This window comes from Shewanella sp. SP2S2-6 (genome assembly GCF_031931965.1).
Taxonomy (GTDB): Bacteria; Pseudomonadota; Gammaproteobacteria; order Enterobacterales; family Shewanellaceae; genus Shewanella; species Shewanella baltica.
In genome coordinates, this window is record NZ_JAUOEQ010000017.1 from 71,318 (window position 1) to 86,575 (window position 15,258).

The 15,258-nt window shown below is 47.7% G+C and carries 14 protein-coding genes; 13 read left to right on the top strand and 1 reads right to left on the bottom strand.

Going from position 1 to position 15,258, the window contains the following annotated elements; genetic code table 11:
- Positions 1-4 precede the first annotated feature (4 nt).
- A complete protein-coding gene (locus Q4Q57_RS13130; protein WP_311891077.1) occupies positions 5-457 on the top strand; it encodes a phage virion morphogenesis protein in 453 nt (150 codons plus the stop codon).
- Positions 458-459: 2 nt separating this feature from the next.
- On the opposite strand, the gene Q4Q57_RS13135 is transcribed toward Q4Q57_RS13130, so the two are convergent.
- On the bottom strand, positions 460-1,266 hold the full coding sequence (locus Q4Q57_RS13135) for a hypothetical protein (RefSeq protein WP_311891078.1): 807 nt from the start codon (positions 1,264-1,266) through the stop codon (positions 460-462).
- A 239-nt stretch (positions 1,267-1,505) separates the two neighbouring features.
- Here Q4Q57_RS13135 and Q4Q57_RS13140 point away from each other — a divergent pair, with 239 nt between their 5' ends.
- The 12 genes from Q4Q57_RS13140 (at position 1,506) to Q4Q57_RS13195 (ending at position 15,212) form a co-directional block, all read left to right on the top strand.
- Positions 1,506-2,852 (top strand): hypothetical protein, encoded by a 1,347-nt coding sequence (locus Q4Q57_RS13140; RefSeq protein WP_311891079.1) that lies wholly within the window; start codon positions 1,506-1,508, stop codon positions 2,850-2,852.
- A 4-nt stretch (positions 2,853-2,856) separates the two neighbouring features.
- Entirely contained in the window at positions 2,857-3,165 is a 309-nt protein-coding gene (locus Q4Q57_RS13145) for a hypothetical protein (RefSeq protein ID WP_311891080.1), read from the top strand.
- Positions 3,166-3,191: 26 nt separating this feature from the next.
- Entirely contained in the window at positions 3,192-3,860 is a 669-nt protein-coding gene (locus Q4Q57_RS13150) for a hypothetical protein (protein WP_311891081.1), read from the top strand.
- 84 nt (positions 3,861-3,944) lie between these two features.
- Positions 3,945-5,126, top strand: a complete 1,182-nt coding sequence (locus Q4Q57_RS13155; protein ID WP_311891082.1) for a phage protease — start codon at positions 3,945-3,947, stop codon at positions 5,124-5,126.
- A complete protein-coding gene (locus Q4Q57_RS13160) occupies positions 5,126-6,046 on the top strand; it encodes a Mu-like prophage major head subunit gpT family protein (RefSeq protein ID WP_311891083.1) in 921 nt (306 codons plus the stop codon). The genes Q4Q57_RS13155 and Q4Q57_RS13160 overlap by 1 nt, the downstream gene beginning before the upstream one ends.
- An 82-nt stretch (positions 6,047-6,128) precedes the next feature.
- Positions 6,129-6,626 carry an HI1506-related protein gene (locus Q4Q57_RS13165; RefSeq protein ID WP_311891084.1) on the top strand — a complete coding sequence of 166 codons (498 nt, stop codon included), beginning with the start codon at positions 6,129-6,131 and terminating at the stop codon, positions 6,624-6,626.
- 2 nt (positions 6,627-6,628) lie between these two features.
- Positions 6,629-7,084, top strand: a complete 456-nt coding sequence (locus tag Q4Q57_RS13170) for a gp436 family protein (RefSeq protein WP_259574567.1) — start codon at positions 6,629-6,631, stop codon at positions 7,082-7,084.
- Positions 7,084-7,527 carry a hypothetical protein gene (locus tag Q4Q57_RS13175; protein WP_311891085.1) on the top strand — a complete coding sequence of 148 codons (444 nt, stop codon included), beginning with the start codon at positions 7,084-7,086 and terminating at the stop codon, positions 7,525-7,527. The genes Q4Q57_RS13170 and Q4Q57_RS13175 overlap by 1 nt, the downstream gene beginning before the upstream one ends.
- 28 nt (positions 7,528-7,555) lie before the next feature.
- Positions 7,556-8,302 carry a hypothetical protein gene (locus tag Q4Q57_RS13180; RefSeq protein ID WP_311891086.1) on the top strand — a complete coding sequence of 249 codons (747 nt, stop codon included), beginning with the start codon at positions 7,556-7,558 and terminating at the stop codon, positions 8,300-8,302.
- 119 nt (positions 8,303-8,421) lie between these two features.
- Positions 8,422-12,348, top strand: a complete 3,927-nt coding sequence (locus Q4Q57_RS13185) for a tape measure protein (RefSeq protein ID WP_311891087.1) — start codon at positions 8,422-8,424, stop codon at positions 12,346-12,348.
- Complete coding sequence (locus Q4Q57_RS13190; RefSeq protein ID WP_311891088.1) at positions 12,345-12,710, top strand: hypothetical protein; 366 nt, start codon at positions 12,345-12,347, stop codon at positions 12,708-12,710. The genes Q4Q57_RS13185 and Q4Q57_RS13190 overlap by 4 nt, the downstream gene beginning before the upstream one ends.
- Before the next feature lie 27 nt (positions 12,711-12,737).
- Positions 12,738-15,212: a hypothetical protein gene (locus Q4Q57_RS13195; protein ID WP_311891089.1), complete on the top strand. Its 2,475-nt coding sequence runs from the start codon at positions 12,738-12,740 to the stop codon at positions 15,210-15,212.
- The last annotated feature ends 46 nt before the right edge of the window (positions 15,213-15,258 follow it).

Sequence of the window (15,258 nt, forward strand, 5' to 3'; positions counted from 1 at the left end):
CACTATGAGTAAAGTGGATATTCAGTTTACCAACGGCACAGTATTGCAGGTGCTTAATAGCTTGATGGATAAGCTCGACGACTTAAGCGAGCCGATGAACGATATCGCCGCTGTGCTCGAATCGGCCACCGAATCAGCGTTTGCAGCAGAGGCTGATCCCACGACAGGCCAAGCTTGGGTATCCTTAAGTGATACTTACCTTAAGGCAAACCCTAAACGCCAAGGCGGTAAAATGCTGCAGGCCAGTGCTGGCGGGCTAGCTGCCAGCGTAACAGCCGACAGCGGTGACTTTTGGGCGGCAATTGGTAGCAATAAAATCTATGCCGCCATCCACCAGTTCGGCGGCACCGACGATATGCCCGCAGGCCCAGCGGGTATCCCGGCACGACCATACCTCGGCGTAAGCCGTGAGGATGAGCAATCTATGTTAGGGAGCTTGGGGGAGTATCTATTGTAATCTTAAGATTCAGTGATACTCGGTACTTTGGCTACATCCAAGAATTCCCCCATCAATGAGGCAATAGTTGAAAGCCTGTCCTGTGTGATCTCATTTTGATATATTCGTTCAACCGCTTGCAGCATATCGAAAGAATCGAATAAATAAGCCCTTGCAAACTCTGTACTTTCATTAATTGAATAATATTTGAGTGCTAAGTCAGATATGAGTATGGTTTCACGTCTCACTTTATCTAGCTTTGTTTTCATGTCCTTGTTTGCGTTCATTATGTTGTTGATTTCATTTTTTGTTTGAATATCAAAGTATTGAATTCTATTGTGGAGCAATGAGTAATAGGTTTCATTCAACATTGTATTTTTAATCATCGTTACGGGAAAAGGTGTGCTCGTAATTACTTCATATTTTTTATAGGCTCGTTCTAAAAGTCTCGTCAATTCATTTAGTTTTGCTTCTTTTTGTAGATGTTCAACCTGAGCTTCCATTGCTTGACGACTCAATGCTGCTTCTTTTTGGGTTTCTTTCAGTACTTGGCGGGTAAGTGCCAGCTCATCCATCTGGTACTTTAATGACCATACAAGCAGGCCAACGGTGGCAAAACCAAGGATAGGGTTTAGTACGCCCCCAAAGTAATCCCCAAAGGCACCAAAGTCGCCTTTATCCCCGACACCCCCGTGGAAGATTGAAAAGTAAAAGGCCAGCAAACAGCTTGCGACAAGGGCCAGTAAAATGATGAGCCATTTAAACGACTTCTCAGCATGAGGCACTTGGGCCTGATCGGCTTGAGGTAGCCTAGGGGGATTGGTGGTCATACGCCTTCCTTGGAGATCAAAGTGAGGCCACCATTCTAAGTGGAAGGCGGTTTTAGCGCAAAGCGCTAAAACGCATTTTAAGCGGCTTGGTGCTCAACTTGGTACAACGGCTTAGCGCAAAACTATTTAAATGATTTAAGGAGGATTTAAAGGGGTTTTAACAGTTGAATATACAGTTTGTTTTGTCTGAAGAAATCGATTAATGTTTTCCTCAGGTGATACAGGATGTTATGTAACTTATGAAACTGATTGAAAAAAACAATGAAACTGTTTTGAAGGCTCGACTGAAAAAGCATTTGCTCAATGCAAAACAGCGTAGACATCGCAAACAAAAGAGGAAAAATTTAGGCCAATTAAAGGGATTAGAATTGGTTAAAGGGATGCCTTTGTTAGATGACTTTTTAGAAAGAAATCAGTCGTGCGAAAAGCATGATCCTTATAATTCTTTAGCTATTAAAACCCCAAAAAATTTCAATATTTTTGAAAATCCTTGTTCAGTGCTTTCATTTTTAGCTGGTTTTATCGATTTTGCCCTTAAATCAAAATCAAGGAAAATTGTTGTAAATCATTCAAAAACAAAAAAATATAGTTTAGGTAGTGAAGTGCTTTTAGGACTTTTAGCGGGTGAAGTAAAAAGAGTTAGAAATCTTGCTAGTAGACCTTTGGAATTTTCTGGTTTAGTAAAAAGCAACAATGTGGAACATCAGTTGTTATTGGCCGAAGTTGGCATCATTTCCGAGTTGGATAACGCGGTGTTAGCAACTGGGGTTGAGCCTAATGCACGGATTCATGTTTATAAAAAAGACTGCACAATCAATGAATCAGTAAGTTCTACTGGTGATGATTTGAAAAACATCACGGCTAGTGAATTTGTTACTCACATAAAAAGTGCACTGTACGATCATGACCTAAAGTTATCAGATGATGCAGCAGAAAGTATCAAAGGTTGCTTAGGTGAAATTTTAGACAATGTGAATGAGCACAGTGGTAAAACTTCTCCAGTATGGTCTGTAAGAGGTTACATAAACAATAATGGAAAAAATCGCGATTTAGAGTTAGTCGTGATGAATATGGGATACTCGATTGCAGAGACATTTGAGCGATTACCAGAAGGAAATCTTTCAAAAGGAATAGTCAGTAAATACGCTTCACATCATCTAAGAGGAAGAAACGGTGGCTTATTTAATAAAGAACAGTTGTATACAGTAGCTGCGCTTCAAGGAAGGATTAGTTCTAAAAATAAAAAAAATAAAGATACTAGGGGTCAAGGAACGATAACTCTAATCGAAACATTTGAAAAAATATATAGAGATTATCAAAGGCTTAGGGAGCCAAAGGGTAGTGATTGTGCAACTATGAACTTGATTTCTGGTAATGTTGTTGTGAAGTTTGATGGTACTTATATGTCGAAAATTTTGAAGAATGTTGATGGTGGTGAACGGGTTACAATTTCTTTTAACAAAACGGAAAGTTTGACTGACTCGCCAGACCCTAACTATGTGTGTAGAATGAGGTCGTATTTCCCTGGATTGATGATTAATATTAAGATCCCTCTTCGTGGCAGTATTACACCAATCGGTGAGTAGATGTATGAAAGTTATGACAATTGAATTAGTGAGTAATGAAAGTGGTTTACTTACAGGAAGGTCTAATGGTCAAAGGGCTAGGAGCAAGTATCATGTAAAGCCCGCGGATAGGTATGTGCTTAGTTCCGATGGAGATTTATTGATAACAAGTTCATATTTTCTTGGACTTATAGGAGAAGAGTTATCTTTATACTCTACTCCGAATGACGCTTTGGAGCATTTAGATCTTGAGGGCCTTTCTCCTCAAAGTCAGGAGGAATGTATTAAAGCGGTTAAAAGAGGATTATTCAGTGGCAATGCGGGTTTGATTTGATGGTGAGGTTTCAGGCATTTCTTGTTGTGTTTATGGCACTAAACTTTGTAGTTAACTCAGGTTATGCTCTCGCTAATGAATCTTGTATATACCCCTGTGATCCTTTACTGAGTAAGACTTTAGATAAGAAACTGGGCACTTCAGAGAGTGCCCCGTTTCTTGAAGTCGACAAGCCACAAAAAGTAACAATCCCCCACCCAAATAACAGTCAAATGACTATGCATCTGGTCATTCCTGCTAAGCCGGAAGACGATTGGTTCAATATGCCAAATGGACTAGCTGTTTTGGCTATTTTTATTTCAGGTGTGTCATTTATATACAGCATAATTTCAGCGAAGAAAGCTCAATCTAAGTCTATTAATGATGATTTTTGGATGAGAACAGTTACGATACCACTGACAATAAAACATGTCATGGAGTTGGTCACTGAAGGTGTTGGGATGTACCGTGATCAAGAAAGAGACATGCGAAAATTTTTTGATTTTTATTACCTGAAAAAAGCAAACCTGATTAGAGCAAACTTCCTTATTACGGGCGCAATATCGCCAAACTTGCCTGACCTTCTAAATTCTCTAGTTGATGATCTTGAAGATTCGTTAAGTGATGCTCTTGATGAAGAGTCTGTTGCAGCGTGTTTAAGTAAATTTTTAAGTGATGTAGTAAGCCATTTTAAGTCAGTACAATTTAAGTCGTAAAATAATCCCGAAACCTTTCCAATCCGCTTGTGATTACAGCGAGATCATCATAGGCACTCCAATGTTATTGAGAGTGCCTTTTTTATGCCTGCAACCACCACCGCTTTTGGCTTTGCCGCCTTAAGCAGCCAGTTAAACGTCAATTCAGAAGCCGACTTTGTGGTTGGTGAAGATGGCTACATTCAGGCGCTGCCTGATGGCCACTTTGCCGCCGTTGATGGTCGCCCTGGCGATGTAGCTGGTGGCAAGTGGTTGATGGATAGCATTGCATTCGCGGCCCTGCAAGCAAATACCCCCCATAAAGCCGGTGATCTGGTTATTGACTACGAACACCAAACCCTCAACAAAGAGAAGAATGGCCAGCCTGCACCCGCTGCGGGTTGGTTCAACATCGATGACGTGCAATATCGACAAGGGCAGGGCTTGTTCATTAAGCCGCGCTTTACCGATAACGCCATCGCTTACCTCACCGCCAAAGAATACAAGTACTTCAGCCTAGTGTTCGGTTACGACACCAGCACTGGCCGCCCGCAATTTATCCACTCAGCCGCGTTAACTAACCGCCCTGGTGTCGATGGCATGTTGCCACTCGCATCGTTGGCTGCACTGGCTGCTCTTAATACAAGCCTCAATCCACACGAACTTATCCAATCTACCGACACGGAGGAACTCCATGTGAACCCATTACTGAGAAAAATCTTAGCCGCCTTGGGCGTTGAAATTCCCGATGACGTGACAGCTTTAACAGCTGAGCAAGAGGTCGCGGCCTTGTCTGCGCTTAATACACTCACCACTGCCGCAGCTAGTGTTGATGGGCTTAAACAGGAGGTCGCAGCGCTTTCTGCTAAGCACACCGGCAATACAAATCTGCCCGCTGGCCAAGTTGATCTGACTCAATTCGTTCCCGTTGCCACAGTGAATGCACTACGCGAGCAGCTGGTGGCACTCACAGCTGAAAACGGTGTGCTTACCGTTGAGCAAACCGTGAAGGCGGCGATAGATGAAGGCAAAGCCTTTGAGTGCGAACGTGATTACCTAACCAAGTTAGGCCAGCAATCCATGGCAGCGCTGACTGCCAACTTGGGTGAGCGTGTGGCTATTGCCGCATTAACGGCCAAGCAAACCACCACAGTTCCCGATCCTATCAAGGACAAGGACACCAAACTCGCGGCACTGACTGCCGACCAAATCAAAATGGCCGATTCTTGGGGCATGTCACAAGCTGACTTTGCTAAAGCTATCGCCGCTGATCAGGAGCAAAAATAATGGCTGCTATTAACGCCCCAGTATTACAAGCCCTGCGCACTATGGTGCGTAGCGAGTTTCAAAATGCTTTAGCTAAGACTGAGCCACTGTATTTAAAAATTGCCTCAGTCGTGCCAAGCAACACTAAGTCCAATACCTACGGCTGGTTAGGCTCAATGCCGACCATGCGCGAATGGATTGGTGCGCGGGTGATCAACTCCATCAAAGAGCATGGTTATTCAATCACTAACCGTACCTTTGAAACCACCATAGGTATTAGTCGTGATGATGTGGAAGATGACACTTTAGGGATTTACAAACCTATGGTGCAGGCATTGGCGCAGGAAGGTGAAGAGTTTCCCGACGATCTGGTGTTCGAGCTATTAGCCGAAGGCTTTGGCACTTTGTGTTATGACGGGCAGAACTTTTTTGACACTGACCACCCTGTGAATGCCAAGCACGATGGCACGGGTGCCGATGTTTCTGTGGCCAACATGGTGGTTGATGGCGCTTATACGGGGGAACCTTGGTTTTTGCTCGATACCACGCGCCCATTAAAGCCACTCATCTTTCAAGAGCGGCGCAAGCTGGATTTAAACACCCTGTTTAATCCAACCGATCCTGCAGTTTGGACCAATAACGAGTTCCAGTTCGGTACCGATATGCGCTGTGAGGCGGGCTTTGGCTTCTGGCAAATGGCCTTCGCCAACAAGCGTACTCTCAATGCCACCAACCTATGGAGCGCTTACAAAGCCATGCAAGCTTTTACCAGCGATGGCGGTAAGAAGCTCAAGATACGCCCCAATTTGTTGGTGATCCCATCTTCTCTTGAAGACGTCGCACTCAAGTTAATGACCCGTGAGCGCATTGATGAAGGTGGCGTGACCGTGGATAACGAACTGAAAGGCAAGTTCGAGATCCTTGTGGTGCCACAGCTTTAGGTGTTCACCCCTTAAGTTTGAGCAGCGAATCGCAGGCACAAGGATGCGCCTGCACCCCAACATCGAGTGAGGTAACAATGAAATGGCGAATCCTTCTAAGAACATTCAAGTCCTGTTGGTTATCTGTCTTGCGCACACTGGCTATCGCCGTGCGGGCATGGCGCTTAACAAAGGCGAAAACCTTATACCGCTGGCCGAGCTGTCGGATGAGCAAGTTGCAGCATTTGAAGCTGATCAGCGCCTTAAGGTATCCGTGCGTGATATGGCACCAGCGTCGGGGAGTGTGGACATTCCAGACGGTGATCAGACATTAGGTACCGATATCACAGGCACGCTCACTGGTGTGAAAGAGCCCAATGGTGAAGAGAAAGCCTTGGGTGAACTGTCAGTAAAAGAGCTGAAAGAACTGGCAAAAGACTTGGCGATCACGGGTGTTAACTCGATGAATAAAACTGACTTAGTTAGTGCGATTCAGGCAGTAAAAGTCACTGTGCCAGGTGAAAACGAAACGGCTACCCCAAGCGCTGAAACGGAAAGCACTGAAACATCGGGCACCGTCACCAACGCAGCAGGTGAATAGCCATGGCCGACTTAGCCATCACAAGAGCCATGTACGCCACCCCTGACAACATGCTGAGTCGCTTTGGTGCACAGGATTTAATGCTACTCACCGAGCGCGAAGGCAGTGTGCCAGGGGAAATCAATACCGTCGTGCTTGAGCAAGCATTGCGTGATGCTGCGGCTGAGATTGATGGCTATATCGTGGGCCGTTACACCTTGCCGTTAACCACGGTTCCCGCCGTGCTTGAGCGTAACTGCTGCGATATTGCCCGTTACTTCCTGTATGGCGATAAAGCCCCTGAACAAGTCGAGAAACGCTATACCGCTGTGGTGAAGTTTTTAACCGCAGTGAGCAAAGGCGATATCAGTTTGGGGCTAGCTGATACGGGTGAAGTCGCTAGCCAAAGTGAGTTAGTGGTCAGTATCGAAAGTGCAGGCAGCGTGTTTGGCCGTGCATCGTCTAAGGGGTTTATCTGATGTTTGAAATTAAAGATAACTACCTTGCTGCAGGTGATGCGCTGACTCAACTGCTTGAGCCATTAGTGACGAGCCAGAAGCTGAAAAAGGTTTATCAAGCTAATGAGCTAAGTGAAGTGGATGAGCGCAGCCAAATCACCCCCGCCGCCCATGTGATGTATATGGGCGATACGCTGGCGGATACGGCCCAAGGCGGCAACACCAGCCAAATTAAGCAGACTTGGCTTGTGGTATTGGCTTGCCGTTTATCTATTCACGAAGGCCACGCAGGTGAGCTATTAGTCAGCCTGTTAAACGCGATTGTGGGTAAGTCCATTGCGGTGGATGGTCAGATGCTTGGCCCATTTGTGCGCGTTAACAGTCCAGTTAAACCCCGTTTCACTAAAAGCCACGGTTATTACCCCGTGGCCGTGAGTGTGCAACTGAGATTCAAACCCAGCTAACCCAACAACTTAAGATGAGGAAAATCCTATGAATGGATTATTAGTCGCAGGCAACTTCTTTGTTGACCGCTTAAATGCCCAAGGGCAATCAACGGGGATCATTGGTCCCATCAACACCACTAAGCTCGCCATTAAAACCGATGCCGATGAAAAGGTACGTCCAAGTAAAAAGAAAGACAGCTACGGCCAAGCCTTAAGCGTGGTGAAAATTGCCAAGCCTGTTGAGGTGGAATGGTCGTTTGACGATCAACCCGCCGAACTGATTGCCATGGCACTGTTGGGTGATACCCAAGTGCTGAATACAGGCAGCGGCACCCTAACTGATGAGGCCGTGACCTTGCCTGATAATCAGCGTTGGATACAGCTACCTAAAAGTAACTTTGCTGCCCTCGGTTTTGTGGTGAAGAAAGACGCTGCCACCTTAGTGCTGGGCACTGACTATGAGGTGAACTATGCCCTAGGGCTAGTGCGCGCCGTAAAAGGCGGCGCAATTGAAGCGGGTGGTGCGGTGACGGTGACAGGCCAACATAACGCCATTAGCGGCACCCTTATTCGCGGTGGCATTAACGCCCAAACCCGTGCGCGGATCTTCGGAGAAGGTACCAACTTAGAAACAGGCAAGCCGATTAAGCTCGATGTTTTCGACGCCAGCTTATCGCCTACGGCTGCGATCGATTTTGCCGCCAGTGAGTTTGTGAGCGCCACCCTTGCGGGTAAAGCCCAGTTAGTCGCGGGTAAGGATCATCCGTTCGAGTACCTAGAGCTGGATACGTAAGCGGTTTTGCTTAACCCAAGGGCATGGCCGTACTCAATTGCCATGCCCTTTAATCCCCATTTAACCGCCGTTTAAACACCGATTGTTTAGATACTAACGAGAGTATTAACGAGATAGCCATGGCCGATAAAACCTTAGAACTCGCCCTGCGGATCGTGGCAGAGGCCACGGGCAAGCAACACATTGCGGCTTTAGTCGATGAGCTTAAGCGCATAGGCACTGAGTCAGATGCGGCGAATCCTAAGACGCAGGCGCTCGCTGATGAACTCGATGGCGTGAGTGATGCCAGCCAAGCGGGTGCGAATCAAGTTGATGAACTTAAAAACAGCCTTGATCCGTTAAGCGACCAGTTAGACCAAGTTGCCCAAAGCGGCCGTAATACCAGCAACCAAGCAGAGCAGCTCACTAATGACCTCAAGCCTTTAGCAACAGGGCTTGATGATGTTGGCGAGAGTAGCCAATCGACCAGCCAAAAAGCCAATACCTTAGCCAATAAGCTCGATGAGCTGGCTAACCAGCAAGACCTGATCAACACCTTTAAGCGGTCACGCAATGAGCTTGAACAACAAGAGCTTGCTGTCACTGCTGCCGCCTTAGCACTGCAGGACTTAAAGCAACGAGCCAGCCAAACGGATGCGCCTTTTGTGCAACTGGCACGTTCTATTGATGTGGCAGAAAAAGAGCTGGAGCAAATGCAGCGCGAGTTAGCGCAGCAATCATCCAGCCACACTAAGCTGCAAAATGCCCTGTCGAAATCGGGCATTGATTACAACAACCTGACCACAGCGCAGCGCAAGTTAAGTGCCGAATTTGACGGCACTGGCCGCAATGTCGATAAGTTTGCCAATCAGTTAGATAAGGGCAATGCCAGCGCCCGTGATCATGCCAGTTCCCTGCGTGGCGTGATCGGCCAAGTGACCGCCTTAGCGGGTGCCTATTTGGGCTTTGACCGTGTGGCCCAAGCGGTGAAGGATGTCTTTGCCACGGGCGATCAATTTGAACGTCTTGGCGTGCAAATGAATGCCGTGATGGGCGGTTTTGAATCTGGCAAACAAGCCACCGCTTGGGTAAAGCAATTCGCCATCGATGTGCCGCTACAACTGAACGAAGTCAATCAAGCGTTTGTGAAGGCCAAAGCCTTTGGCCTTGATCCTATGAACGGCACCATGAAGGCGATTGTGGATCAAGCCTTTAAACTCGGTGGCGGTTTTCAAGAGGTTGAGGGGATCACCTTGGCACTCGGCCAAGCCTGGGCAAAACAAAAGCTACAGGGTGAGGAGATCCTGCAACTGATTGAGCGCGGCGTGCCCGTATGGGACATGCTGGCTAAGGTCACGGGAAAGAACACCACTGAACTGCAAAAACTCAGTGAGCAAGGCAAGCTTGGCCGCGATGTGATCCAAGGCTTGATTGATGAAATGGGCCGAGCCGCTAATGGCAGCGCAGCGGCGCAGATGGCTTTGCTCAGTGGCCAAGTATCAAACCTTAAAGATAACCTTTCATCCTTCTATGATCTCGTGGCTCAGTCCGGTGCACTTGATTGGCTTAAGGGCCAGATCAGTGAGTTGAATCTTGAGTTTGCCGCCATGGCCGCCGATGGCCGTTTAAAGGAATGGGCGCAGCAAGTCAGCGACACGATCGTGAGCATAGGCTCAGCGGTGCAAGATGGCGCTGCTATGCTGTACCACTTCCGTGATGAAATTGGTTTTGTGGCTAAGGCATTTCTAGCGTTAAAAGTCGGTAGCTATTTTAGTGATGTGATTACCGGAGCCAATGCCGCCATCGGCGTGATGCGTCTTTACACTGGCGCGATCATGGGTACCACTGCGGCGAGTGAGGGCGCGGCCTTAGCTGCTGGCAAACTTAAAACCGCCTTGGCAGTAGCGGCTAAAGCGGGTTTGTACTTAGCGCTGATTAGCGAGTTGATCGAGGTCGCTCGGGTATACCAAGAGTTATTGATTGCTGAAGAAGCACTGGAAAAATCTAAACGCGCTGCCGCGTCTAGCGCCAAACAGTTGGAGTACTCACTTAAGGATCTCAGTTCGCAAACGGGCGTAGCCTTTACCACTATGGCCGAGTTCAACAAGGCGGTAGACGAAGGCAAACTGATTTATGACGACGCCACTGGTAAGTGGAAAAACGCCGCTAAAGCCATGGAAGAAGTCAAGCAGGCCGCCGTTGACGTCGTTGAGCCGATTAAATTAACAGTTGAAGAAGCGCTGCGCCTGACCTTTACCTTAAGCGAACAAACTAAAACGCTCGATGGTGTTAAAGGTGGTATGGGCGGTTTCATTCGCCAAATTGATGCCGCCTTAGTGCCGTTAAAGGCTGCGGGGGATCAATACGAAGGCCACGTTAAGTTACTCACGATACTGCGCGCCAAGTTTGAAGAGCAGCAAACCTATCTTGATGCCACAGCTAAGGGCACAGAGGCATTGGAACAAGCCTATAAGGACTTAGGGCTGACCAGTAGCCATGCCTTAGAGCAGGTGAATACGAAAGCCGAAGCGGCCTTTAATCTGATTAAGAACAACCGTGAACCGATTGAGCAACAAAAGGATGCGTTTTTAGCCTGGGCTAAAGCGGCATTAACGGCCGCCGAAGCGACGGGCGCAGCGGTACCAGAAACCTTGAAAGCGCAAGCCGCCACCCTTGGGCTATCCAAGGAACTGAGCGATCTGACAGCAAAGCAATACGGCTATACAGATAGCGTGAAGGAACTTTCACCCGAGCAAGCCAAGCTAAGCCGCGCAGTGGCAGAAACTGAAGCCCGTTTGAAGCAATGCCGCGATGTGATGAACAGCTCGACGGTATCGAGTAAAGCCAAAGCAAAAGCGCAGCAAGATCTGATTAGTTTACAGGGCAAGTTGAGTGACCAAACTAAGCAACTGAGTGAGGTGCAGGCACTCGAAGCGGCGAATTATGAACAGATAAAAAGTAAGTATGCCGCTGTATCTGATGAGATGTTGAGGCTCGAACAAGCTTATAAAGACGGCGGTATTACGGCAGAGGAATACCTGCGACAAAAAGAGCGCTTGGTCGAAGTGCTCAGAATATTGCAACGCTTAATGGGTGGCTTGGAAGATGGAGAACAAGAGACTGACGAACAGGTAAAAAAGACCACTAAAACCTTAATGGAGCAACGCCAAGAACTTGAACAATTAGAGGAAACCACTGGCCGCGCCACTGAGTATGTAAACCTATTCGCGGGTGCCTATGCCCACTTAAACAAACAGTTCAACTTTAACGAAGATAGCACCGAAAAACTCAACGCCCGCGTCGATCAGCTGACTAATAGCATCATGAACAATATGCGGGTGAATACCGGCTTTTGGGGTGTGCTGGCGCAGCTCAGTAACCAAGCCTTTATCCGCGAAAAGCAGATCATCAATGAAACCTTACTGACCCGTAAATGGACTGAAGAACTTGAAAGTTCCAGCATTAGCCTCGATCGCGTCAATCAAATTAGCCGCGAGGCAAAGTGGAATATACGCGAGTTAGGCGACGAAGATCTTAAGCCACTTCAAGCGGCCATTGATGCTACCCGCGATCGTATTCTCGGCCTGCGTGACGATATCAACGCGACCTTGGGCAGTCTTAAAGATGAGATGGATCAGCTCAACAATAACCAAGCCGCTATCGAGAAACGCCGCTATGAACAGCAACAGGCTGAGCTTAAGGCGCAGCTCGAAGCTGCCCGCACGGCCCAGGATAAAGAGTCTATCGCCAGTGCCCAAGAAGCACTGCAACTGAGTCAGCAAATCTACGCCACCAAACTAAAACAAATCGAAGCAGAGGCGGTAGAACGTAACGCACAGGCGATCGAGCGTGCATCAAGCAGTGCAAGCACCGCGACGAATTCCACTCGCAGTCCCGCAAGCCAAACCACTTTGCCATCGGTGAGTAATCAGAGCACAGGCGGCAGCGTTCAAATTTTTCGGTTAGAGCTGGCAATGCCGTCAGGCAATGTGATGAAAGCCGATTTGCTTGATGAGTTTAAGCAGCTGTTTTTGCGCGAACTAGAACAGATTAAGGCCACCTCATGATCACCTTAGACACGCTTCAATTACCGCACTTTATTTGGCTTAACCGCTTTGGTTATACGCCCTTTGTGAGTAGCACTGAGTTTGCGCTCGATGGCTCGCAGCATGTTGAAGTCGCCGCCAAACAAGCGGGCCGCCCAGTGGTGTTATTCAGCGATGCAGAAACATTGGCGGTATTCAATGCCCTTGAGGCCCACGCCAATTCACAGGGCGCGACCAGCTTTAACTTGGATATCAATGGCACTGCATTAACCGTGATGTGGGACTACAGCGAACAGCCCATTAGCGGCACGCCAGCGATCAATTACAGCGATACCGACCCCGACGAAATCGAGGCAATCACCTTGAAGTTAATCACCGTTTAAAGGCCATTTATCTATTGTGAGAGTGCTATGACTATTACCCGTTTAAATTTAAAAGTATTCAAACCCGAGTTACTGGGTTCAAGTAATGAGGCTGGCGGCCAACGGACTAAGAACGTAGTGCAGTCTGGACAGCTTAATGAGCTATTCCCCGCGATATCCGATATTGACCATGCCCAATCCAGTATCGACATTGTAAAAGCGTTCCCTGCGCTCGATACGCCAGATACCAGCACTTTGATTGATGCACATGTGTTTATCAGTGAGCCACCCATAGACCCATTGGTAAACGTATTCATGATCGAGTCTGCCGCGCTGGATGATGAATCTCGCATGACGGATATGAAAGAGATCATTGAGTCGTCAGTCACTGCAGGAGAATTGATCCGTGAAGGTGGTCCCGGCTTTCTTGTGAATCAAAACTCTTTTTCCTCAGATTATCTGCAGTCGTCTTATCGCTTTAATGACCGCGACTATTGGAAAACCACTTATTTGCAGGTTGGCCAAGTGATCTGCATCACCGTGGAATATCCTGGTATTGAAAACGTGGCATGGCCACGCAAAACCCATTTTTGCAAAGTCACGCGCACCAGCATAGTGAACGGTGCTGTGGGTACCGTAGTTTTTGAACCACCGATCACCTTTGCAACACCAGAACCCGGTTTGCAAATCAATGGCCAGAGTAAATGCACTCGCTTGCGATTATCTAACACTGCATCCCCATTGAAATTCCACGGGGTAACTAAGCTGACTGCCGCCGCCAGCGGGGTAAATTTAGCTGTGGGCGCGACTCAATTATCGTTACTGCCTGCGATTACCACCTTAGCGCCAAAGCCAGGTAATACCATCACGGGCGGCAGTGATAACGGCGATGCCACTGTTAGCCAAGTGATCCGCAAAGTGATTAGCCAGCCAAGCGCAGAAGGGACGTATAGCTATACCTTCACCACAGCGGATTTACTGATAGATACTGATGTTGTCACTGCAGTTTCTACCGATCCTTATGGCGTTTTCGCCGCGAGTAATTCATTAGTTCAGTCGATTACTATCGGAACGGGTAACGTGACCGTTACGCTGCGGCCTGATGTGCGCTTTGTCAATAATCCCACTGTCTCGCTCTATTATGTTTCTGCGTATAAATACAGCATTTACTCAAGTGCTAATGCATTCCCTGCCAATAAGCAGTTAACGGTCGGCAGTATCAAAGGCCGCGCTGTGTTTGCCGATAGTAACTATGTGCCTCAGGAGGTATTTGAAAATGTGAATAGCGGTATCGGTAAGCTCTATGACGCCACTGAGTTGCTGGCGACCATTGATTATTTTACTGGGGTAGTGACTAAGCAAACGGTCAGCCGTGGTGATTTTGAATTGAGCTATTCAGGTTTAGTTGAATCAACCACTGCAGCGGCTGCCGGCGATACTACGGCTAAATTTGCCTTGAGTGTGGCTAATCCATTGTTAGAAAGCTTTTACGTGCAGGTTGAACGGATATCCGACCACGCCATTATCAGCGCCTCATCTGACAACCAAGGCGTGATAACTGGCAGTGGCATTAGCGGCACTATCGTAGATGGTTTGGTTGAACTGTTATTTACCAATCCGGTGGATTTAACCACGCTGCGCTATGACATTACCGACCAATTGCGCCAGCTACCCCCAGCCGAGATTTATGGGCTCAACCCACTGCGTATCCCCAATGACGGCATTGTCGATATGTTCAGACGCTGGGGCACTGTCGCGCTGTCTCATACCCAAGTGCAGCAGGTTACAGGCTCTGTCGGCACCGCGTTTACCATTCGTGAAAATGCCCAGTTTGTGGATATTACCGATGCCAATGGCGCCAGTCTATGGACCACTAATAATGACCATTTCACCGTAAACAAGGTGACCGGAACGGTCACGATTAACAGTGATTTTACCGGCTTTGCAACGCCGTTTGTGCTGAGCGATACCATTATGGAACTCGGTTTAGTTTCATCGTTTACAGGCAATAGCGTTGTGTTGGCCAAACCGTTGTCCCGTGAATATCCGGTAGGTACCACTTTAGCCAGTGTGCAAATCCTTGGCGACCTGCAGGCGCGTGTTGGCAGAGTGCGGGATATGACGGCATGGGCCAACAATTGGGACCTAGATGGCGACCCAGCAACGGGCAACATGAATGCGGTTGACTATCCTATTGAAGTCAAAAACACCACGGCAGTGAATGAAGATTGGGTATTGATTATGACCTCAGCCTCCGCATTTCGCTGTGTTGGCCGCCGTCTTGGCCAAATTGCCACAGGTGATACGCTGAATGATTTTTCACCGATTAACCCACTGACAAATGCCCCGTATTTCATCATTCGCTCAGGTGCATGGGGTGGCGGTTGGCAGCAAGGCGAAGCGATTCGTTTCGCCACGTTCGCGGCCTCAAATCCGATTATGTTGCTACGCAATGTGCAGGTAGGTCACAGTCAAATCACTACAGATAAAGCCGTATTGTCATTTTTCGGCAACGAGTCATAGGAGTTATTGTAATGGGATTACCAGTTACTGTTTATCGTTGGGATGA

What these genes read in the sequence shown, in the direction of transcription:
- Q4Q57_RS13130 (WP_311891077.1), top strand. Translation starts at nt 5, where the DNA reads ATGAGTAAAGTGGATATTCAGTTTACCAACGGCACAGTATTGCAGGTG.
- Q4Q57_RS13135 (WP_311891078.1), bottom strand. Translation starts at nt 1,266, where the DNA reads ATGACCACCAATCCCCCTAGGCTACCTCAAGCCGATCAGGCCCAAGTG.
- Q4Q57_RS13140 (WP_311891079.1), top strand. Translation starts at nt 1,506, where the DNA reads ATGAAACTGATTGAAAAAAACAATGAAACTGTTTTGAAGGCTCGACTG.
- Q4Q57_RS13145 (WP_311891080.1), top strand. Translation starts at nt 2,857, where the DNA reads ATGAAAGTTATGACAATTGAATTAGTGAGTAATGAAAGTGGTTTACTT.
- Q4Q57_RS13155 (WP_311891082.1), top strand. Translation starts at nt 3,945, where the DNA reads ATGCCTGCAACCACCACCGCTTTTGGCTTTGCCGCCTTAAGCAGCCAG.
- Q4Q57_RS13160 (WP_311891083.1), top strand. Translation starts at nt 5,126, where the DNA reads ATGGCTGCTATTAACGCCCCAGTATTACAAGCCCTGCGCACTATGGTG.
- Q4Q57_RS13165 (WP_311891084.1), top strand. Translation starts at nt 6,129, where the DNA reads ATGGCGAATCCTTCTAAGAACATTCAAGTCCTGTTGGTTATCTGTCTT.
- Q4Q57_RS13170 (WP_259574567.1), top strand. Translation starts at nt 6,629, where the DNA reads ATGGCCGACTTAGCCATCACAAGAGCCATGTACGCCACCCCTGACAAC.
- Q4Q57_RS13175 (WP_311891085.1), top strand. Translation starts at nt 7,084, where the DNA reads ATGTTTGAAATTAAAGATAACTACCTTGCTGCAGGTGATGCGCTGACT.
- Q4Q57_RS13180 (WP_311891086.1), top strand. Translation starts at nt 7,556, where the DNA reads ATGAATGGATTATTAGTCGCAGGCAACTTCTTTGTTGACCGCTTAAAT.
- Q4Q57_RS13185 (WP_311891087.1), top strand. Translation starts at nt 8,422, where the DNA reads ATGGCCGATAAAACCTTAGAACTCGCCCTGCGGATCGTGGCAGAGGCC.
- Q4Q57_RS13190 (WP_311891088.1), top strand. Translation starts at nt 12,345, where the DNA reads ATGATCACCTTAGACACGCTTCAATTACCGCACTTTATTTGGCTTAAC.
- Q4Q57_RS13195 (WP_311891089.1), top strand. Translation starts at nt 12,738, where the DNA reads ATGACTATTACCCGTTTAAATTTAAAAGTATTCAAACCCGAGTTACTG.